The sequence below is a fragment of the Micromonospora sp. NPDC049529 genome (assembly GCF_055586685.1).
Window position 1 is genome coordinate 308,368 of the sequence record NZ_JBVJHT010000002.1, and the last position, 18,739, is coordinate 327,106.

The window sequence follows — 18,739 nt, forward strand, 5'->3', positions numbered from 1 at the left end:
GAAAGATGACCGCCATGTGCGGACTCCTGGCCTTTTTCAGCACGCGCGGCGACGCCGGCGCGCACCGAGACGCCCTCGCCGGCGCATTGGAATGCCTGCACCACCGGGGACCGGACGAGACCGGGGTGGAGGTCATCGTCGACCCGTCCGGCGCGCGGTCGGACGCGGTCTTCGCGCACAAGCGGTTGTCGATCATCGACGTGGCGCTCAGCCACGAGCCGCTGCCGTACGCCGACGGTCGCTACCTGTTGACCTTCAACGGCGAGATCTACAACTACCTGGAGCTGCGCGAGGAGCTGGCCCGCGACTTCGGCGCCCAGTTCGCCACCCAGGGTGACGGCGAGGTGATCGTCGCCGGGTTCCACTACTGGGGCGAGCAGGTGCTCACCCGGTTGCGCGGCATGTTCGCGTTCGTGATCTGGGACCGGCAGGAGCGGCGGGCGTTCGGCGCCCGTGACTACTTCGGCATCAAGCCGCTGCACTACCTGGAGACCAACGACGGGGTCTACCTCGCCTCGGAGAAGAAGGCGCTGCTCCCGTTCGCGCCGGCGGCGCACGCCGGGGACGCCGGGGTGGACGCGGCGAACCTGTCGCACTACCTGACGTTGCAGTACGTGCCCGAGCCAGGCACGCTGCACCACGGGATCCGCCGGATCGGTTCGGGGGAGTACCTGACCTGGACGCCGGGCGGGCGGATCGACGTCCGTCGGTGGTACCGGCCGGTGTTCCGGCCCGCCCCGGTCGACGACCAGCAGCGACTCTACGACCAGATCCGGGAGACGCTGCGCGAGAGCGTACGGATGCACATGCGGGCCGACGTGCCGGTCGGCTCGTTCCTGTCCAGCGGGATCGACTCGACCGCGGTGGTGGCCCTGGCCCGGGAGTTCAACCCGAACATCCTGACCTTCACGGTCGGCTACGACGTGCCCGGCTACTCCGAGATCGACGTGGCCCAGGAGTCGGCCCGGCACCTCGGGGTGACCACCATCCCGACGAAGATCGGGCCGCAGGACATGATCGACGCCCTGCCGAAGATCATCTGGCACCTGGACGACCCGGTCGCCGACCCGGCCCTGGTGCCGCTCTACTTCGTCGCCAAGAAGGCCGCCGAACACGTCACCGTGGTCCTCTCCGGCGAGGGCGCGGACGAGTTCTTCGGCGGCTACACGATCTACCGGGAGCCGCTCTCCCTCGGCGCGGTCAACAGCCTGCCCGGCGGCATGCAGAAGGGCCTGCGCGCGGTCTCCAAGGCCATCCCGCAGGGGGTCAAGGGCAAGAGCTTCCTGGAGCGCGGCACCACCCCGATCGAGGAGCGCTACTACGGCAACGCGCGGATGTTCACCGAGGAGGAAAAGCAGAAGCTGATGCGCCGCTACGACCCGAGCGTGCGCTACACCGACGTCACCGCGCCGATCTACGCCGAGGCCACCGAGCTCGACGACGTGACCAAGATGCAGTACATCGACCTCTACACCTGGCTGCGCGGCGACATCCTGGTCAAGGCCGACCGGATCTCGATGGCGCACTCGCTGGAGGTACGGGTGCCGTTCCTGGACCGCGAGGTCTTCGACGTCGCCGCCGGTATCCCGGTGGACCTGAAACTGCCGCCCCGCTCCGACGCCACCAAGTACGCGATGCGCCAGGCCCTGCGCAACGTGGTGCCGCCGGCCATCGTCAACCGGCGCAAGCTCGGCTTCCCGACCCCGACCCGGGTCTGGCTGCGCGGCGAGATGTACGAGTGGGCCCGGCACATCCTCTCCACCTCCGGCGCGGGTGACCTGCTCGACCTGTCGTACGCGATGCGGCTGCTGGAGGAGCACAAGCGGGAGGAGGCCGACCACTCGCGCAAGGTGTGGACCGTGCTGATCTTCTGCATCTGGCACGCGATCTTCGTCGAGCGGTCGCTCGACCCGGGCATCCAGCGCAACCAGTCGGCCCTGCTCACCAAGCCGGTGGTCGGCTCGATGGTGGCCTGACCCCGCGAGGTCGACCGGCACGGGAGTGACGGACACGGGCCGGGCCCGACGCCATCGCGGCGCCGGGCCCGGCTTTTCGCGTACGGGCGTTACGGACTGCTACAGCTCACCGTCGGTGCGGTGTTGGTGGCCCCGCTACTGCCGGTGAAGCCGTACGTGGCGGTGCCGCTGGCGGCCAGACTGCCGTTGTGACCGGCGTTGCGTACGGTCACCGATGATCCGCTCTGGGTCAGGGCGCCGTTCCAGAGGTTGGCGATCGTCTGACCGTTCGCCCAGGTCCAGCGGGTGGTCCAGCCACTGATCGCCGACGTGCCGGTGTTGCGTACCGTGACCTCCGCCTGGAAGCCCCCGGACCAACTGCCGGTCACCCGGTAGGTGGCCTCGCAGCCGGCGGTGCCCGGCGGCGGGGTGGTCGGGTTCGGCGGCGGCGTGGTCGGGTTCGGCGGCGGGGTGGTCGGGTTCGGCGGGGGCGTGGTCGGGTTCGGCGGCGGGGTGGTCGGGTTCGGCGGGTTGGAGCCGCCCGGTCCGACCCCGGTGACCTCGCCGTTGCCACCGTCGAAGACCACGTCCGAGCAGCCGAAGAAGTTCTCCTGGCTGTCCGAGCGCACCCAGCGGGAGTAGATGATGTGCTTGCCGCTCTTGCCGGTCGGCAGCCGCCCGCTGAAGTAGTAGTGCCCCTCGTTGGTGCCGACCCCACCGCTCTGCGGCGGGTTGGTCACCGTCAGGAACGGCTCCTCCAGGTCACTCCAGGCCAGCGCCCGGGTCGGGCTCCAACTGTCCTTCGTCACGTAGAAGTAGAAGGTGCCCGGGTGGTGGGCCCAGTTGCTGTACTTGAAGTTGAAGTTGCCACCGGCGGTCAGGTGGGTCAGCGGCCAGTCGTTGCGGGCCAGGTTGTAGCCGGCGAAACTGGCGTTGCCACCGCTGCACAACTGCCCGTCGGAGACGAAGCCGGTGGTCCGGCCGCCCGCGTCGGAGCGCAGCACACTGAACCAGTTGTAGAGCGAGTTGGCCCCGCTCTGGGCGACCGCGGCGGCGCACGCCGGGTTGTTGGGTTGGATGTCGCCGCGTGGGCTGAGCCCGTCCTTCCAACACAGGAAGGTACGACTGCCGGGCGCCATGGCGGCACCGTGGGCGAGCGCCGCATTGGGCGTCACCACCGTGACGATGCCGGCGGTGAGCATGGCCGCGCGGCGAACACCGCGACTCTGCGGAAGGGTTTCACCGAGTAACTCCTTTACGTGGGGCTAGAGCCGCAGGCGGGTGGGTACGCCGGTGCTGCGGACTACCAGCGGGTCCCGCGGAGTGCGGGCACCCGGGTCGGACACCGGGTCGTGGTGTCGCGCGAGCCGTACGCGGTGATGGCGGGAAACTTCGCGACGGGCAGGCGGCGACACAGACGCTGCGTCCGATCATGGACGGGTGTGCTGCTCGCGCGGCCCCCTGGCGGCATCCGGCACAGCGCGTTAGCCCCCGCGCTGTCTCGGTACGCGCCAGTGCATCACGGATCCGGGCCCGACGCAATAGGTCGACGTCGATTGAAAACCCTCACCCGCCGGACGCCGTTGACCCGTCCGGACCCGGACCCGGCATGCTGTCCGGGCAGGATCCGACGGCAGGGAGGAACCCATGGGGTACGCGGTGGTGCTCGGCGAGGCGCTGGTCGACCTCCTGGAGGGGCGGGCCGACGGGGAACCGGTCTACCGCCCGGCGATCGGTGGTGCGCCGCTGAACGTCGCCGTCGGGGTGGCCCGGCTCGGCGCCCCGGTGGAGTTCGTCGGGTCGGTCGGTGACGACGTCCTCGCCGGACGGATCCGCGACTTCCTCCGTGATCGCGGGGTGGGGCAGCGCGGTCTGGTCACCGTGCCGGTGCCGACCACCCTCGCCGTCGCCACCTTCGCCGGGGCCGAACCCGACTTCCGCTTCTACGGCGAACCGCCGTCCTACGCCCTGCTGGAGGCCGACGCGCTCGACCCGGACCTGATCGGCCGGGCGGCGGTGCTCTACTGCGGCTCGATCGCCCTGCTCCGGCCACCGGTGCTCGCGGCGGCCCGCCGGGCCTGGTCGCTCACCGCCGGGCGGCGGGTCTTCGACCCGAACGTACGCCCCCGGCTGCTGCCCGACCCGGCCGCGCTGGACGGGCTCCGGGCCGTGGTGGCCGAGTTCGCCGCCACCGCCGACCTGGTGAAGCTGAGCGCGGTCGACGCCGAACTGCTCTACCCCGGCGAGTCACCGGACCGGGTGGCGCAACGCCTGCGGGCGCTCGGCGCGGCGGTCGTGGTGGTCACCCGTGGGGCGGCCGGCGCCCTGGTCGCCGCCGGGGCGGAGCCGGTGGCGGTACCCGCACCGGTGGTCCGCGCCGTGGACGCCACCGGCGCCGGGGACTCCGTCATGGCCGCTCTCGTCGCCGACCTGCTCCTGACCGGCCCGCCCGCACCGGACGGCTGGCCGGCGCGGGTCGCGTACGCGCTGCGGGTCGCCGGGCTGGTCTGCGAGGCGCCCGGCGGTGCGACCGCCATGCCCACCCGCGACCAGGTGACCGCCCGCTTCGCCACCTGACCCGCCCAGCCGCCACCTGTCACCGTCGACTCAGGTGTCGCCGGAGAGTTCGGCGTAGCCGAGGCGGACTGCGGGCATCGTCGCCGTCGGGCCGAACGGGGCTCGGGCCGCGACCCGTTCGGCCGGGGCGCCGTCGGCGTGCCCGTCCCGGATCAGCCAGGCCAGGGTGGAAAGCTGCTCGTGCTGGGCGCGTACGCCGTCGACGTCGAACACCGGGCCGTGCCCCGGCACGACGACGGTCCCCGGACCGGTCAGCCGGAGCAGCTCCGCCACGGTCTCCGGCCACTCCAGCGGGTAGCTGTCGTCGAACGACGGCGGGCCGCTCGACTCGACCAGATCCCCGGCGACCAGCAGGTCGGCGTCGGGCACCCGGACGATCAGGTCGCCGTCGGTGTGCCCGCGCCCGAGGTGGCGCAGGACCACCGTCCGGCCGCCGATGTCCAGGGTGGATTCCAGGTGCACCGGGTGGGTGGGGGCGAGGATCGTGGTCCGGGCCAGTTCGGCGGCGAGCAGCGGCTCGGTGGCGTGCATCTCGTCGTACGCCTGCTGTCGCACCAGCTCGGGTTGCTCCCGCAGCCGGGCCGCGGCGGCCCGGTGGGCGTAGATCGGCCGGGCCGGCTCGCCGACCAGGGTGGCGTTGCCGAAGCAGTGGTCGAAGTGGTGGTGGGTGTTGACCAACGTCCACGGGTACGGCGTGACCGCGCGCGCGGCGGCGGCCAGCTCACCCGCCTGGGTCGCGTTCGACAGCGTGTCCACCAGCAGCGCCTCGCCGTCACCGACCACCAGGGTCACGTTGACCTGGAGTGCGGGGTGCCGCAGCAGGTGGACTCGGTCGGCGATCTCCTCGAACCGGATCGTCATGGTGTCCGCGACGCCCTTTCCACGAACCGGAGCCGGTCGACCAGCGCCCGCTCCACCCGGCCCTGGGCGACGGTCGCGCCGCCGTCGGTCACGCTCACGTCGAAGCGCAGCCGCCGGCCGTTGACCTCGGTGAGCCGGGCCTGGGCGACCACGGTCCGGCCGACCGGGGTGGGGACCGTGTGGTCGAGTTCCACCCGCAGGCCCACCGTGGTCATCCCGGGCAGCATCCCGGCGGCGGTGGCGGCCACCGTGGCCGCCTCGGCCAGCGCGAGCACCCTCGGGGTGCCGAGCACCGGTACGTCGCCGGAGCCGACCGCCAGGGCGGTGTCGGCGTCGCTCACGGTGAGTTCGACCCGGGCGGTCAGGCCGGGCGCAAAGCCGGAATCCGGCGGTTGTTCCATGGGTGCAGCTTAGGCGCTGACCCGCCACCGGATGATCGGCATGGCCGGCCGGCGAGCGAGGTGTGCGGCCGGCCGTGCGCCCCGGTGGCCCGGGCCCGGCGAGAGCACCCGGCTCGGCCGGCGAAAACGCCCGGCTCAGCCGGCGGTGCGGGCGGCCCGGGCGCGGGCGGTGAGCTCCGCGGCCAGTGCCCACGCCTCGGCCAGGTCCCGGTCCAGTGCGGCGGCACCCGAGCCACCGGCGGTGTCGGCGTGTACGGTCGCCAACCGCAGCCGACGCTGCACCGGCCCCTGCACCACCCGCACACTCTGGATCCGCGCGTACGGCACCACCATGAGTTGCCGGGTCAGCAGCCCGTGCCGGACCGCGAACACCCGGTCGGTCAACCCGGCACCGAGCACCGGCTGGGCCAGCGGGTGCACCCAGCGGGCCCGTCGGGGCGGTGGCGGCAGCGCCACGCTGAGATCCACCCCCGGCAGCACCTCCGCCATGATCATCTGTGCGGTCGGCAGGTCACCCACCGGCAGCAGCTGGTCCGCCCGCTGGTTCGCGTCCGCGTCGGTGGAGAAGCCGGCCACCTCCAGCCGCAGCCGCAGCCAGCCCTTCATCCGCCAGAGCAACGGCCAGGTCGCCCCCACCGCCTGCAACCGGTCCAGTGGCACGGTCTGCGCGCGGGTCTCCAGCAGGCCGTGCCGTACCCGCAGGCCGGCGTCGTCGCGGGCGAGCTGGAAACTCCAGTCGGCGAGCACCCGGCGCAACGGTTGCAGCAGCACACCGGCCATCGCGGTCAGGGTGCTGGCCACCGCGATGAACGACCACGATCCCTCGGAGAGGAACTGGATCACGACGAACGCCACCCCGAACGGGAGCAGCATCGCCTGCGGGGTGAGCAGTTGACTGATCAGCAGGTCCCGGTTGGCCACCGACGCCAGGTGCCGGCGGGCCGGCTCGACCGGGACGCCCACCCCGACCGGCTCCGCACCCGGCCGGGCCGGTGCCGGCGTACGGGCGGCGAGGCCGAGCAGCCGTTCCCGCAGCGCCACCGCGTCGGCCACCGCCACGTACGCCAGCGGCGCCTCCGTCTTGCCTCCGCCGACCACCTCCAGCCGCAGTTCGGCCAGGCCGGTGAGCTGCGCCAGCAGCGGACGGACCACCTCGACCGACTGGAGCCGCTCCAGCGGGATCGCCCGGGTACGCCGCCACAGCAGGCCCTCGTGGATCCGCAACTCGCGGCCGACCACGTGATAGCCGGTGTTGTACCAGCTGACCAGGGAGAGTACGACCGCGCCGAGCAGCAGCACCGCCACCATGCCGGCGTACCAGCCGGGCCCCACCCGGCCCAGGGTCTGCCAGGAGAGGGCGGCGACGATCACCACCAGCGAGTTCGCGCCGTGCAGCAGCGGACTCAGTGGATGCAGCCGCTGCCGGGGCTCCTCGGCCGCCACCTGTTCCCCGGCCTGCGGCGGCTCGGTCACAGGCCCTCCGCCCGGTCTTCGCCGAGCGCGGTGAGCCGGTCGCGCAGCCGGGACGCCTCGGCCGGGCGCAGCCCCGGCACCCGGGCGTCACTGGCCGCGGCGGCGGTGTGCAACTGCACCGTGGCCAGGTCGAAGGCGCGTTCCAGCGGACCGGCGCTGACGTCGACGAACTGCATCCGGGCGTACGGCACGATCGACAACCGGCGGACCAGCAGGCCGTGCCGGACCAGCAGGTCGTGGTCGCGCTCGGCGTACCCCCAGGCGCGTACGGCCCGGACGATGGCGTAGGCCCGCCAGCCGGTGAGCAGCGCGGCCAGGCCGAAGGCGAGCCCGAAGAGCCAATGGCCGGTCAACGCCCAGCCGACACCGAGCCCGACGAGCACCACCGCCATGCCGGCGGCCAGCCGCAGCAGCTCGACCCAGATCAGGTCACCGGAGACCGGCTGCCACCGCACCGTCTCCGGCCACGGCTCCAGCGGACTGATCGGCCCGGTCGCCGGCCCGGACGGCGGGTTGACTGCCGGCCCGGACGGCGGGTCGGATGGTCCGGGCCGGTCCGGCCCGCTCGCGACCGGCGTCGGTTCGGGTAGGCCCGCAGGACTCACCGGGTCACCCGGATCGAATACGCCCGCAGGACTCATCGGGTCACCGGGATCGGGGGCGGCCGGATGGCTCACCGGGTCACCGGGATCGGTCGCGTGCGGTTGGCTCACCGGTTCACCCGGTTCGGCCTCGGTCGGGTGGCTCACCGCGTCGCCCGGCCGGGTCGGTGCCGGCCGTCAACCGTGGCATCGCACCGGAGCAGATCGTTTCGCTCGCTCACGGGTCGAGCGTAGGCGATGGGTCCATCGGTGCCACCTCGCGCAGGAATCCGCGCGCGTCCAGGAATTCGGCGAGGTGCTGTCGATGTGCGGCACAGGCGAGCCAGGTCTTGCGCCGCTGCGCGTCGTGCAGCCGAGGATTGTTCCAGCGCAGGGCCCAGATCGCGGTCGCCCGGCAGCCCTTCGCCGAGCAGATCGGGATCATCGGGGCAGGCGCGGAGTCGGTCACCCGGCGAGTGTACGGACGCCCGGCGTCCGCTACGTCGAAGCACGGTGGGGAGGGGCACCCGGAGATCGACACGGGCATTAAAATCGCCGGGCGACCACGGGGGGAGCCGCCCGGCGACGGCTGAATCGTACACGTCACCTGCCCGGTCGTGTCTACCCACGGGCGACGTTTTGTGCGCTGCCGATGGGTGCGATGGCGGCCCGGTGGCGGCCGGAAGGTCCCGCCGCGCCCGGTGCGCGATAAAACGTCTTTCCGCCACCCGGTCTCTCAGCCGGACGTGCGAGGCTTGGTGCGGCAGTCCCTCGCCGAACCAATCGAACACGCGACCCCGCTGTGGAGGACCGGTGGCCCAGCCGATCACGCCCGATGCACCGACACCGACCGAGTCCGCCAACGGCGGTCCCGCCAACGCAACCACGCCGGCCGAGGATGCGACCCTGCTCGAACGCGCGTTGTTCGAGGTCAAGCGGGTGATCGTGGGTCAGGACCGGATGGTGGAGCGGATGTTCGTCGCCCTGCTCGCCCGCGGTCACTGCCTCCTGGAGGGGGTGCCGGGGGTGGCCAAGACCCTGGCGGTGGAGACCCTCGCCAAGGTCGTCGGCGGCACCTTCTCGCGAGTCCAGTTCACCCCGGACCTGGTGCCGGCGGACATCGTCGGCACCCGGATCTACCGGCAGTCGAGCGAGAAGTTCGACGTCGAACTCGGCCCCGTCTTCGTCAACTTCCTGCTCGCCGACGAGATCAACCGGGCGCCGGCCAAGGTGCAGTCGGCGCTGCTTGAGGTGATGTCGGAACAGCAGGTGTCGATCGGCGGCCAGACCCACCGGGTGCCGAACCCGTTCCTGGTCATGGCCACCCAGAACCCGATCGAGCAGGAGGGGGTCTACCCGCTGCCCGAGGCGCAGCGGGACCGCTTCCTGATGAAGATCCTGGTGGGCTACCCGACCGACGCCGAGGAACGCGAAATCGTCTACCGGATGGGGGTCAGCCCGCCGGAGCCGGTGGCGGTGTTCAGCCCGACCGAGCTGATCGCCCTGCAACGCAAGGCCGACCAGGTGTTCGTACACAACGCGCTGGTCGACTACACCGTACGGCTGGTGCTGGCCACCCGCGCCCCGGCCGAGCACGGCATGCCCGACGTGGCGCAGCTCATCCAGTACGGTGCCAGCCCGCGCGCCTCGCTCGGCATCGTCCGGGCCACCCGCGCCCTGGCCCTGCTGCGCGGACGCGACTACGCGCTGCCGCAGGACGTGCAGGACATCGCCCCGGACATCCTGCGCCACCGGCTGGTGCTCAGCTACGACGCGCTCGCCGACGACGTACCCGCCGACCACATCGTCGGCCGGGTGATGTCCACCATTCCGCTGCCCTCGGTCACCCCCCGGCAGAACGCCGTTCCGGCCCCGCCCACCTCCGTACAACCGGCCGGTGCCTGGCCGGGACGGTTGCCGTGACGGCTGCCGCCGGATCGGCGACCTCGGGCGTCGGGTCGGCCACCGCCGCGGCCACCTCGGCCCGGGCCGAGGCGGTGCTGTCGCGGCTGCAACTGTTGGTCACCCGCAAGCTCGACGGCCTCCTCCAGGGGGACTACATCGGCCTGCTGCCGGGTCCGGGCAGCGAGGCGGGGGAGTCGCGGGAGTACCGCCCGGGTGACGACGTACGCCGGATGGACTGGCCGGTGACCGCCCGGACCACGCTGCCGCACGTGCGCCGTACGGTCGCCGACCGGGAGCTGGAGACCTGGCTGGCGGTGGACCTGTCGGCCAGCCTGGACTTCGGCACCGGGCAGTGGCTCAAGCGGGACTTGGTCGTCGCGGCGGTGGCCGCGGTGGCGCACCTGACCGTACGCGGTGGGAACCGGATCGGGGCGGTGGTCGGCACCGGCGGGGTCGGCGGGGACACGCGTCCGGTGCCGGGCCGGGCCGGGGCGGCCGGCGCCGCGCCGAACGTGCTGCGGCTGCCCGCCCGTCCGGGGCGCAAGGAGGCGCAGGGCCTGCTGCGGGCGATCGCGCACACCGAGATCAGACCGGGCCGCAGTGATCTCGGCGCCCTGGTCGACATGCTCAACCGGCCGCCGCGTCGACGTGGCGTGGCGGTGGTCATCTCCGACTTCCTCGCCCCGCCACAACAGTGGGGCCGGCCGGTGCGCAAGCTCGCGGTCCGGCACGACGTGCTGGCGATCGAGGTGGTGGACCCGCGCGAGTTGGAGCTGCCCGACGTCGGGGTGCTCGCGCTGGTCGACCCGGAAACCGGCGAACTGCACGAGGTGCAGACCGCCGATCCCCGACTGCGGCGACGGTACGCCGAAGCCGCGTCGGCCCAACGGGCGGCGATCGCCCACCAACTGCGGGCCGCCGGGGCGGCGCACCTGCGGCTGCGGACCGACTCAGACTGGCTGCTGGACATGGTGCGTTTCGTCGCCGCGCAGCGGCACGCACGTACCAGGGGGACGACGCGATGATCCGTTTCTTGCAACCGTTGTGGCTGCTGGCGTTGCTGCCGGTGCTCGCCGTCGCCGGGGCGTACGTCTGGCGGCAGCTGCGCCGCCGCGAGTACGCCGTCCGGTTCACCAATGTGGACCTGTTGCGCACCCTGGCGCCGAAGGGGCTGGGCTGGCGCCGGCACGCCGCCGCCAGCGCGTTCCTGCTCAGCCTGGTGATCCTGGCCACGGCGATGGCGCGGCCGTCGATCGACACCGAGGAGCCGTTGGAACGGGCCACCATCATGCTCGCCATCGACGTGTCGCTGTCGATGGAGGCCGACGACGTGGCGCCGAACCGGCTGGAGGCGGCCCAGGAGGCGGCCAAGCAGTTCGTCGCCGAGCTGCCGCCGACGTACAACCTGGGGTTGGTGGCGTTCGCGAAGTCGGCGAACGTGCTGGTGCCGCCGTCGAAGGACCGGCCGGCGGTGACCCAGGCGATCGACGGGCTGGTGTTGGCCGAGGCGACCGCGACCGGTGAGGCGGTCTTCACCTCGCTGGAGGCGATCCGGTCGGTGCCGGCCGACGGTGCCGAGGGCATCCCGCCGGCCCGGATCGTGTTGCTCTCCGACGGTTTCCGGACCTCTGGCCGGTCGGTGGAGGAGGCCGCCGCGGCGGCGCAGGCGGCGAACGTACCGGTGTCGACGATCGCCTTCGGCACCGACTCCGGTCAGGTCGACATCGGTGGCCAGGTCCAGCGGGTGCCGGTGGACCGGATGGCCCTGGCCCAGTTGGCGGAGACCACCCGGGGCTTCTTCTACGAGGCCGCGTCGGTGACCGAGTTGAAGCAGGTCTACCAGGACATGGGTTCGTCGATCGGGTTCCGGACCGAGGCTCGCGAGGTCACCCAGTGGTACGCCGGCTTCGCCCTGCTGTTCGCGCTCTGTGCGGCGGCGATGAGTCTGCTGTGGACGTCCCGGCTGCCCTGACGACGGTGCGTACGGGCCGGTCGACCGTCACCGGTCGGCTGGCCCGTTGCCGTTGCCGCCCGCCCACGGTTGGTGGGGCGCGACGGACCGTGCCGATGATCGGTCAGGGCGTGCCGCTGACCAGGACGAACAGGACCAAGACCCACATAGCGGCGAGGGTGAAGCCCAGTGGGGCGACAAAACGGTGCATGGCTGACTCTCCGGTGGCGGCTCAGATGGCCCACGCCGGGTCGGACCGGCGGGGCCTGAGGAAAAGGACGCACACACGAAGTCGAGACCGGGCGGCTCCACGCACCCCGACGCCGACCGGCGGCGGGGATCACACCACGCTGCGCCACCCCCGGCCGGTGCCGGGACTGGCGGAGTGGTGCGAAAAGCGGGGCTGGGTCAGTTCACCGGCTGAGTCGTGGCTCAGCGGGGCTGACGAGCGGCCCGGCCACGACTAGGAGGATCGCTACTTCGCACAGCGATCACCTCCACCTGTCGAACCGGACCGGAACGCACCGATCGTACACCCGCCCGGCGCGAGGACGAATTCGGCCGATCATCCGGTCCGCGCCCTCCCGAACGGCCTGCCGACGCCTCGCCCGGTCACCGGTCGGCCGGTCCCGGCAGGCCCCGTGGGCCGGGTCGGCGGTGCGGCCGGAGCGGTCCGGAACCCGCTGACCAGCAGGGCGAGCACCGTGGCGAACAGCGGCAGCCAGAGCAGCCGGGCGGCCACCCAGAACGGCTGGTCCGGTGCGGTGTGCAGACCGGCTACGGCGGCGCCGCCGGAGAGCCGGGCACCGAGCACGGTCACCGTGACCAGCGCCGTCTGGTGCCACAGGTACACCGGTGTGGCCGCGCCGTTGAGAAGCCGGACCGGCGCCCACCACCGGGGCCGAACCAGCAGCCGGGCCAGTCCCGGCCGGACCAGCAGGCCGCCGCCGACCTGGGCGAGCGCGAGACAGACGGTGAACAGCGACGGCGGGTCGAGGTTGGACCGGCCGGCACCGGGCACCCCCACCGCGCTCGCCGGGTAGTCGGCCAGCAGGACCAGCGCGGCCATCCCGGCGACACCGCCGAGCAGCAACCGGATCCCGGTCCGTCGGCGACGCAGCCGCCCGTCGGCCAGCGCCACCCCCAGGGCGTACGGCACCAGCCAGGCGCCGAGCACCCCGAGCGCCACCGCCCAGCCCGGTACGCCGTCGGGGCGCAGCCGCCCGGTCAGGTCCACCGCCGCGACCAGTGCCACCGCCGGCAGCGCGACACCGGCCACACCCGTGCGGTTCAGTGCCCGGCGCAGGGGCCGGGTGAGCAGCACCAGCGCGACGAACGGCAGCAGGAACCAGAGCGGGCTGACCACCAGCGTCGCCACGGTCCGCAGCGTCGTCACCGGGACACCGGCCACCACCGCGACCGCCAGTACGGCCGCCCAGCAGCCGAGCAGCGTACCGACCGGACCGATCAGCCGGCCCAACCGTCGCCCGAACCAGCGCCGGTAGCCGTCACCGGTCCCCGCCGGCCGCCGCCCGTTACCGGGACGGGTGTCGAGGGAGCGGGCCGAGGCGTAGCCGCCGGTGAAGAAGAACAGGCCGAGGGTCTGGAACAGCCAGCTGACCGGCACCAGTGTCGGCATCGCGGCCAGCGGGCTGGCCTGGGCCAGTGTTCCCGCCGGGCCGAGCACCAGCGCGGTCACCAGCCAGTGGCCGAGCACCACCCCGCCGATCGCGTACGCCCGCAGCCCGTCGATGCCCCGGTCCCGGCTCACCGGGACACCTCCGCACCCCGGCCGAGCGCGATCAGGGCGATCGCCCGCACCGTGCCGGTGCCCGGTTCCAGGTACCCGTCGTGCCCGGTCACCCGGTCCACGGGCAGCGGTCGGGCACCGAAGGTGGGATCGGCCGGCCGGGTGCCGTGGCCGAGTCCGAGCAGCCGTACCTGCGGGATCCGGCGGATCCAGTCGGCCGGTGCCTGGGCCGCCCAGACCCGGGCGCCGGTGCCTAGTTCGTCGACCCGGTCGACGCCCATGCCGACCCCGCCGACCGTCACCAGGTCGGTCACCCCGGCCGGTAGGCGGGGTGCGGCCAGGCCGAGCACCACCGCGCCGTAGCTGTGCCCGACCAGTGTGATCGTCGCCGAGGGCCGCCGGGCCGCCAGCAGTTCGGTCAGCGCGGTCAGCGCCCTCGCACCGGCCCGCGCGCTGCTCTCCCGGACGGCGGCCCAGCCCAGCCCGTTCGGCGGGTCGTAGCCGAGCCAGGCGAGCACCGCCACCCGCGCGTCGGGATCGTCGGCGCGCAACTCGTCGTACACGTGCCGGGCCTGGACCGCCGGGGCGCGGCGGGCGACGCCGCCCAGTCCCCGGTCGAAGTCGCGCAGCGTGGTGTCCACCCCCGGCACCAGCAGCACGATCCGGTCGGCGGTGGCGAGGTCGCCGAGCACCTCGACGGCGAGACCGTCCCCGCGCGGGTCGAAGGCGAGAAACCGGCGGCCGTCCGCCACCCAGCCGGCGTACGGCGCACCGGCCGCCCGCATCGCCGTCGCCACCGCCGGGTACGCCTCGACGAAGCCCCGCACCGGTGCCACCGCACCGGCCGCCGCCGGTGGTGGGCGCAACGGGCCCGGTACGGGGCCCAGCAGGCCCAGTCCGAGCAGCAGCACCACCGACCCGCGCAGCGGCAGCCGCAGTTGTGTCACCCGTCGCCTCATCGTCGAACCCCGTCCGGTCGTCGCCGACCGGGGCCGGTCGGCGTTGACCGGAACAGTGCGGGTTCGACCACCGGGGCCGCGTCACTCCGGGGAGCGGTCTGCGGCGTACCACCGGGGTCTGACGGGCCCCTCCCGGGGAGCTACCCGGCGCGCGGTCCGGGGCGGCCGGGCGGTGGCGGGGCAGCGGTGATCAGCGCGGGACGACCCACATCGTGTACGCCCGCACCTCCGGCGAGACGACCTGGCGCAACGCCGTCCCCTGACCGGCGTACTTGGCCCGGTACGCCTCGTCCACCCGGCGGATGACCGACTCGTCGTCCAGGTTCCCGACGGTCACCGGGTACCGGTGCGGCCCGTCGACAAAAACGGCCTCGCCGGCGCGCTGCACCCGGCGGTACCACTTCGACCCGGCGCCGTACGCGCTGCGGACGTACGGCACGTCGTCCACCACCACGGCCCAGATCGGGGTCACCACCTCGGTCCCGTCGCGCCGCTCGGTGGCGATGTGCACGGTGTCCGTGCCGGCCAGGTAGTCGATGGCTGCCATGGGTCACATCATGCTCCCGCCCGGCCCCGGCCGGGTCTCATTCGCCGGCGGCGACCAGGCCGGACTCGTACGCGACGACCACCGCCTGGGCCCGGTCGCGCAGCCCCAGCTTGGCCAGGATCCGCCCGACGTGGGTCTTGACCGTCTGCTCCGCCACCACAAGGTCGGCGGCGATCTCGGTGTTCGACCGGCCGCGCGCGATCAGCCGGAGCACCTCGGTCTCCCGTGGGGTGAGCGCGGCCAGCGAGGTCGGCCGGGGCCGGTCCGGCGCGGGGCGGGCGGCGAACTCGGCGATCAGCCGGCGGGTCACCGCCGGGGCGAGCAGGGCGTCACCGGCGGCGACCACCCGGACCGCGTGCACCAGTTCGGCGGCCGGCGCGTCCTTGAGCAGGAAGCCGCTGGCCCCGGCGCGCAGCGCCTCGAAGACGTAGTCGTCCAGGTCGAACGTGGTCAGGATGAGCACCCGTGGGCGGTCGGCCACCCGGTCGCCGAGCAGTTGGCGGGTCGCGGCCAGCCCGTCGAGGACCGGCATCCGTACGTCCATCAGCACCACGTCCGGGTCGAGCCGGCGGGCGGCGGTGACCGCCTCGGCACCGTTGGCCGCGTCGCCGACCACCAGCAGGTCCGGCTGGGCGGCGAGCAGGGCACCGAAGCCCTGCCGGACCATCGCCTGGTCGTCGGCGATCAGCACCCGGATCATCGGGCCTCCTCCTCGGTGGCGTCGTAGGGCAGCACGGCGGTCACGGCGAACCCGGACCCGGTCGGCCCGGCGGTGAACGTACCGCCGAGCAGCCGGGCCCGTTCCCGCATCCCGATCAGCCCGTGCCCGGTGGCCGGCTCGGCCGGGCCGGGCGTACCGCCGGGGTTCTCGACCCGTACGCCGAGATCCCGCCGACCCGGTCGCAGGGTGACCCGGACCGGTGCGCCCGGAGCGTGCCGGGCGGCGTTCGCCAGCGCCTCCTGGACGATCCGGTACGCGGCCAGCCCGACCGCCTCCGGTGTCGGCGTGGCGCCCTCCGGTGGGTCGTCCCGCTCCAAAGTCACCGTCATGCCGGCCCGTTCGGCGGTGCCGACGAGTTCCGCCAGGTCGGCGAGGCCCGGCTGCGGTGCGGTCTGCGGGGTGCCGGACTCGCTGCGCAGCACCCCGAGCAGCCGCCGCATGTCGGTCAGCGCGCCCCGGGCCGAGGCGGCGATCGCGGTGAACTCGGTGCGCGCCGGCTCCGGCAGCCCGTCCAGCCGGTACGGCGCCGTCTCCGCCTGCACCGCGATCATCGACATGTGGTGGGCGACCACGTCGTGCATCTCCCGGGCGATCCGGGTGCGTTCCTCCAGCACCGCCCGCCGGGCCTGGGCCAGCTCGCTGAGTTCGGCCTGCTCGGCCAGGGCCTGCTGGCTCTGCCGGCGACGCCGGACCTGGTCGCCGACGACGAGCACGGCGACGACGAGCACCACCACCCCGTAGGCGTTGGCCCGCTCCGACACGGTCACGAAGACCGGGACCAGGGTGAGCAGACCGGCCCAGGCGGCGACCCCGGTCGGCACCCGGGCCGCGAGCACGATCAGCACGAACAGGAAGCCGAGGAGCTGGACCGGGTTCCACGGCCAGGCTTCCTTCGGGGTGGCGCCGACGGTGCCGAGGAACAGCAGCGGGTAGGCGATCCGCCAGGCCAGGAGCGGTCGGCGCAGCGCCAGCGCCACCGGCAGCGTCGAGCCGACGGCCAACGCGATCGCGTACGGGCCGCCCAGGTCCCGGGTGTCGATCAGGTACCCGATGGCGGCGAAGGTCAGGCCGGTCAGCGCCAGCAGGGAGACCGGAACCAGCACGGCCCGCAGTCGGGCCCACCGCCGTGGCGACCGCCGGGGTCGGGGCGGCCGGTCCGGGCCGACGAGCAGCCGGCGCAGGTCACCCAGGGCGGCACGGACCGGCTCGGCGGGTTGCTCCATCCTGCGCAGCGTACGGCGCGGGCTGCGCGTGGTCGTCCCGCTCGGGTGCGATCCTGCTCGTCGTACCCCGGTATGACGGACCGGGTCGCCGGCGGTACCGGGGCGGCGTGCCGCATCCCGGTCTGACCTGGCCCTCGTTACTGCTTACCTGCCGGTAGCGCCTAATCTCCAACCCGCACCACCCGTACCGGGAGCAGGATCACGCACCACCCGTACGCAGAGCAGCTCCGTACAGCAGAGCAAGGGGGAGAGACCATGGCCCGCACCGTGCTGGTGACCGGGGGTAACCGCGGCATCGGTTTGGCCATCGCGCAGGCGTTCGCCAAGCAGGGCGACCGGGTGGCGGTCACCTACCGGGGCACCGCCCCGGCCGACCTCTTCGGCGTCCAGTGCGACGTCACCGACGCCGCCGCCGTCGACGCCGCCTTCACCGCCGTGGAGGCCGAGTTCGGTCCGGTCGAGGTGCTGGTCGCCAACGCCGGCATCACCAAGGACACGCTGCTGATGCGGATGTCCGAGGAGCAGTTCACCGACGTCCTCGACACGAACCTGACCGGCGCGTTCCGGGTCGCGAAGCGGGCGGCCACCAAGATGGTACGGGCCCGCTGGGGTCGGATGATCTTCATCTCGTCGGTCACCGGCCTGTCCGGCAACCCGGGTCAGGTCAACTACGCGGCGAGCAAGGCCGGTCTGGTCGGCGTCGCCCGTTCCATCACCCGCGAACTGGGCACCCGTAACATCACCGCCAATGTGGTCGCCCCCGGTTTCGTCGACACCGACATGACCGCCGAGCTGTCCGAGGACGTCAGGGCGGCGTACCGCAAATCGGTGCCGGCCGGTCGGTTCGCCTCCCCGGACGAGGTCGCCGGTGTGGTCACCTGGCTGGCCAGCGACGCCGCCGGGTACGTCACCGGCGCGGTCATCCCGGTCGACGGCGGCCTCGGCATGGGCCACTGAGTCGTACCCGCACAGCGGGCCCCGCGTCACTCACGTACACAACCTTTGGAGGAGCTACACGTGTCTGGACTCCTGGCCGGTAAGCGGCTGCTCGTCACCGGTGTCATCACCGACCAGTCGATCGCCTTCTCGGTGGCGAAGCTCGCCCAGGAGAACGGCGCGACCGTCGTCCTCACCGGCTTCGGGCGGCTCTCGCTGGTCGAGCGGATCGCCAAGCGGCTGCCCGCGCCGGCACCGGTGATCGAGCTCGACGTGACCAACGCCGAGCAGCTGGCCGGCCTCGCCGACCGGGTACGCGAGCACGTCGACGGGCTCGACGGCGTGGTGCACTCGGTCGGTTTCGCCCCCGCGAGCTGCCTCGGCGGCGGTTTCCTCGACGCCCCCTGGGAGGACGTGGCCACCGCGCTGCACGTCTCCACGTACTCGTACAAGTCGCTGGCGATGGCGGCACTGCCGTTGATGTCGCCCGGCGGCTCGGTGGTCGGGCTCACCTTCGACGCCACCAAGGCGTGGCCGGTCTACGACTGGATGGGCGTGGCCAAGGCCGGGCTGGAGTCCGCCTCCCGCTACCTGGCGCTGCACCTGGGCCCGAAGGGGATCCGCAGCAACCTGGTGTCGGCCGGCCCGCTGCGGACCATGGCGGCCAAGTCGATTCCCGGCTTCGAGCAGTTCGAGACCGCCTGGGCCGAGCGGGCCCCGCTGGGCTGGGACCTGACCGACCAGGAGCCGGCCGCGCGGGCCTGCCTGGCGCTGCTCTCCGACTGGTTCCCGGCGACGACCGGCGAGATCGTGCACGTCGACGGCGGCTACCACGCCCTCGGCGCCTGAGGGGTCCGGCAGGGCTCCGGGTGGCCGCGCTCGCGGTAGCCCCGGGGTCC

At 73.2% G+C, this 18,739-nt stretch carries 18 protein-coding genes; 7 read left to right on the forward strand and 11 right to left on the reverse strand.

Going from position 1 to position 18,739, the window contains the following annotated elements; all coding sequences use genetic code 11:
- Window positions 1–14 precede the first annotated feature (14 nt).
- Entirely contained in the window at window positions 15–1,976 is a 1,962-nt protein-coding gene (asnB, locus tag ACZ6QQ_RS04125; RefSeq protein ID WP_465874180.1) for an asparagine synthase (glutamine-hydrolyzing), read from the forward strand.
- A gap of 89 nt (window positions 1,977–2,065) precedes the next feature.
- Here the strand turns inward: asnB and ACZ6QQ_RS04130 are convergent, their stop codons facing one another.
- Window positions 2,066–3,157 carry a lytic polysaccharide monooxygenase auxiliary activity family 9 protein gene (locus ACZ6QQ_RS04130; protein WP_465874182.1) on the reverse strand — a complete coding sequence of 364 codons (1,092 nt, stop codon included), beginning with the start codon at window positions 3,155–3,157 and terminating at the stop codon, window positions 2,066–2,068.
- A 445-nt stretch (window positions 3,158–3,602) separates the two neighbouring features.
- On the opposite strand from ACZ6QQ_RS04130, the gene ACZ6QQ_RS04135 reads away from it, so the two are divergent.
- The gene (locus tag ACZ6QQ_RS04135) at window positions 3,603–4,532 is read left to right on the forward strand and encodes a carbohydrate kinase family protein (protein WP_465874183.1); all 930 of its coding nucleotides are present in this window, start codon (window positions 3,603–3,605) and stop codon (window positions 4,530–4,532) included.
- Between the two features lie 30 nt (window positions 4,533–4,562).
- Here the strand turns inward: ACZ6QQ_RS04135 and ACZ6QQ_RS04140 are convergent, their stop codons facing one another.
- From ACZ6QQ_RS04140 to ACZ6QQ_RS04160, 5 genes are all read right to left on the reverse strand, one after another.
- Window positions 4,563–5,393 (reverse strand): MBL fold metallo-hydrolase, encoded by an 831-nt coding sequence (locus ACZ6QQ_RS04140; RefSeq protein ID WP_465874185.1) that lies wholly within the window; start codon window positions 5,391–5,393, stop codon window positions 4,563–4,565.
- Window positions 5,390–5,794 (reverse strand): thioesterase family protein, encoded by a 405-nt coding sequence (locus tag ACZ6QQ_RS04145; RefSeq protein WP_465874187.1) that lies wholly within the window; start codon window positions 5,792–5,794, stop codon window positions 5,390–5,392. The genes ACZ6QQ_RS04140 and ACZ6QQ_RS04145 overlap by 4 nt, the downstream gene beginning before the upstream one ends.
- A gap of 135 nt (window positions 5,795–5,929) precedes the next feature.
- On the reverse strand, window positions 5,930–7,267 hold the full coding sequence (locus ACZ6QQ_RS04150) for a PH domain-containing protein (protein WP_465874188.1): 1,338 nt from the start codon (window positions 7,265–7,267) through the stop codon (window positions 5,930–5,932).
- Window positions 7,264–7,872 carry a PH domain-containing protein gene (locus ACZ6QQ_RS04155; protein ID WP_465874531.1) on the reverse strand — a complete coding sequence of 203 codons (609 nt, stop codon included), beginning with the start codon at window positions 7,870–7,872 and terminating at the stop codon, window positions 7,264–7,266. Before ACZ6QQ_RS04155 ends, ACZ6QQ_RS04150 begins: the two co-directional genes overlap by 4 nt.
- Before the next feature lie 214 nt (window positions 7,873–8,086).
- Window positions 8,087–8,317, reverse strand: coding sequence for a hypothetical protein (locus ACZ6QQ_RS04160; protein WP_465874190.1), 231 nt, complete (start codon window positions 8,315–8,317; stop codon window positions 8,087–8,089).
- Window positions 8,318–8,661: 344 nt separating this feature from the next.
- Between ACZ6QQ_RS04160 and ACZ6QQ_RS04165 the strand changes: the two genes are divergently transcribed.
- Genes ACZ6QQ_RS04165 through ACZ6QQ_RS04175 form a run of 3 tightly spaced genes read left to right on the forward strand, consistent with a single transcriptional unit; the run spans window position 8,662 to window position 11,725 of the window.
- Entirely contained in the window at window positions 8,662–9,771 is a 1,110-nt protein-coding gene (locus ACZ6QQ_RS04165; protein ID WP_465874191.1) for an AAA family ATPase, read from the forward strand.
- Window positions 9,750–10,778 (forward strand): DUF58 domain-containing protein, encoded by a 1,029-nt coding sequence (locus ACZ6QQ_RS04170; protein WP_465874533.1) that lies wholly within the window; start codon window positions 9,750–9,752, stop codon window positions 10,776–10,778. The genes ACZ6QQ_RS04165 and ACZ6QQ_RS04170 overlap by 22 nt, the downstream gene beginning before the upstream one ends.
- Complete coding sequence (locus ACZ6QQ_RS04175) at window positions 10,775–11,725, forward strand: VWA domain-containing protein (protein ID WP_465874193.1); 951 nt, start codon at window positions 10,775–10,777, stop codon at window positions 11,723–11,725. The genes ACZ6QQ_RS04170 and ACZ6QQ_RS04175 overlap by 4 nt, the downstream gene beginning before the upstream one ends.
- A gap of 544 nt (window positions 11,726–12,269) precedes the next feature.
- Here the strand turns inward: ACZ6QQ_RS04175 and ACZ6QQ_RS04180 are convergent.
- From ACZ6QQ_RS04180 to ACZ6QQ_RS04200, 5 genes are all read right to left on the reverse strand, one after another.
- On the reverse strand, window positions 12,270–13,475 hold the full coding sequence (locus ACZ6QQ_RS04180) for an acyltransferase family protein (protein WP_465874195.1): 1,206 nt from the start codon (window positions 13,473–13,475) through the stop codon (window positions 12,270–12,272).
- A complete protein-coding gene (locus ACZ6QQ_RS04185) occupies window positions 13,472–14,401 on the reverse strand; it encodes an alpha/beta hydrolase (RefSeq protein ID WP_465874197.1) in 930 nt (309 codons plus the stop codon). Before ACZ6QQ_RS04185 ends, ACZ6QQ_RS04180 begins: the two co-directional genes overlap by 4 nt.
- A gap of 202 nt (window positions 14,402–14,603) precedes the next feature.
- On the reverse strand, window positions 14,604–14,960 hold the full coding sequence (locus ACZ6QQ_RS04190) for a DUF2255 family protein (protein ID WP_465874198.1): 357 nt from the start codon (window positions 14,958–14,960) through the stop codon (window positions 14,604–14,606).
- 37 nt (window positions 14,961–14,997) lie between these two features.
- Window positions 14,998–15,660, reverse strand: a complete 663-nt coding sequence (locus ACZ6QQ_RS04195) for a response regulator (protein ID WP_465874200.1) — start codon at window positions 15,658–15,660, stop codon at window positions 14,998–15,000.
- A complete protein-coding gene (locus ACZ6QQ_RS04200) occupies window positions 15,657–16,904 on the reverse strand; it encodes a sensor histidine kinase (RefSeq protein WP_465874201.1) in 1,248 nt (415 codons plus the stop codon). The genes ACZ6QQ_RS04195 and ACZ6QQ_RS04200 overlap by 4 nt, the downstream gene beginning before the upstream one ends.
- 255 nt (window positions 16,905–17,159) lie before the next feature.
- On the opposite strand from ACZ6QQ_RS04200, the gene fabG reads away from it, so the two are divergent.
- On the forward strand, window positions 17,160–17,861 hold the full coding sequence (fabG, locus tag ACZ6QQ_RS04205; RefSeq protein ID WP_465874202.1) for a 3-oxoacyl-ACP reductase FabG: 702 nt from the start codon (window positions 17,160–17,162) through the stop codon (window positions 17,859–17,861).
- 60 nt (window positions 17,862–17,921) lie between these two features.
- Window positions 17,922–18,689, forward strand: coding sequence for an enoyl-ACP reductase FabI (gene fabI / locus ACZ6QQ_RS04210; protein WP_465874204.1), 768 nt, complete (start codon window positions 17,922–17,924; stop codon window positions 18,687–18,689).
- The last annotated feature ends 50 nt before the right edge of the window (window positions 18,690–18,739 follow it).

Excerpts from the sequence above, each read along its gene's own strand:
- ACZ6QQ_RS04195 (WP_465874200.1), bottom strand. The coding sequence starts at position 15,660 with ATGATCCGGGTGCTGATCGCCGACGACCAGGCGATGGTCCGGCAGGGC.
- ACZ6QQ_RS04175 (WP_465874193.1), top strand. The coding sequence starts at position 10,775 with ATGATCCGTTTCTTGCAACCGTTGTGGCTGCTGGCGTTGCTGCCGGTG.
- ACZ6QQ_RS04145 (WP_465874187.1), bottom strand. The coding sequence starts at position 5,794 with ATGGAACAACCGCCGGATTCCGGCTTTGCGCCCGGCCTGACCGCCCGG.
- ACZ6QQ_RS04130 (WP_465874182.1), bottom strand. The coding sequence starts at position 3,157 with ATGCTCACCGCCGGCATCGTCACGGTGGTGACGCCCAATGCGGCGCTC.
- asnB (WP_465874180.1), top strand. The coding sequence starts at position 15 with ATGTGCGGACTCCTGGCCTTTTTCAGCACGCGCGGCGACGCCGGCGCG.
- ACZ6QQ_RS04190 (WP_465874198.1), bottom strand. The coding sequence starts at position 14,960 with ATGGCAGCCATCGACTACCTGGCCGGCACGGACACCGTGCACATCGCC.
- fabG (WP_465874202.1), top strand. The coding sequence starts at position 17,160 with ATGGCCCGCACCGTGCTGGTGACCGGGGGTAACCGCGGCATCGGTTTG.
- ACZ6QQ_RS04140 (WP_465874185.1), bottom strand. The coding sequence starts at position 5,393 with ATGACGATCCGGTTCGAGGAGATCGCCGACCGAGTCCACCTGCTGCGG.
- ACZ6QQ_RS04200 (WP_465874201.1), bottom strand. The coding sequence starts at position 16,904 with ATGGAGCAACCCGCCGAGCCGGTCCGTGCCGCCCTGGGTGACCTGCGC.
- ACZ6QQ_RS04135 (WP_465874183.1), top strand. The coding sequence starts at position 3,603 with ATGGGGTACGCGGTGGTGCTCGGCGAGGCGCTGGTCGACCTCCTGGAG.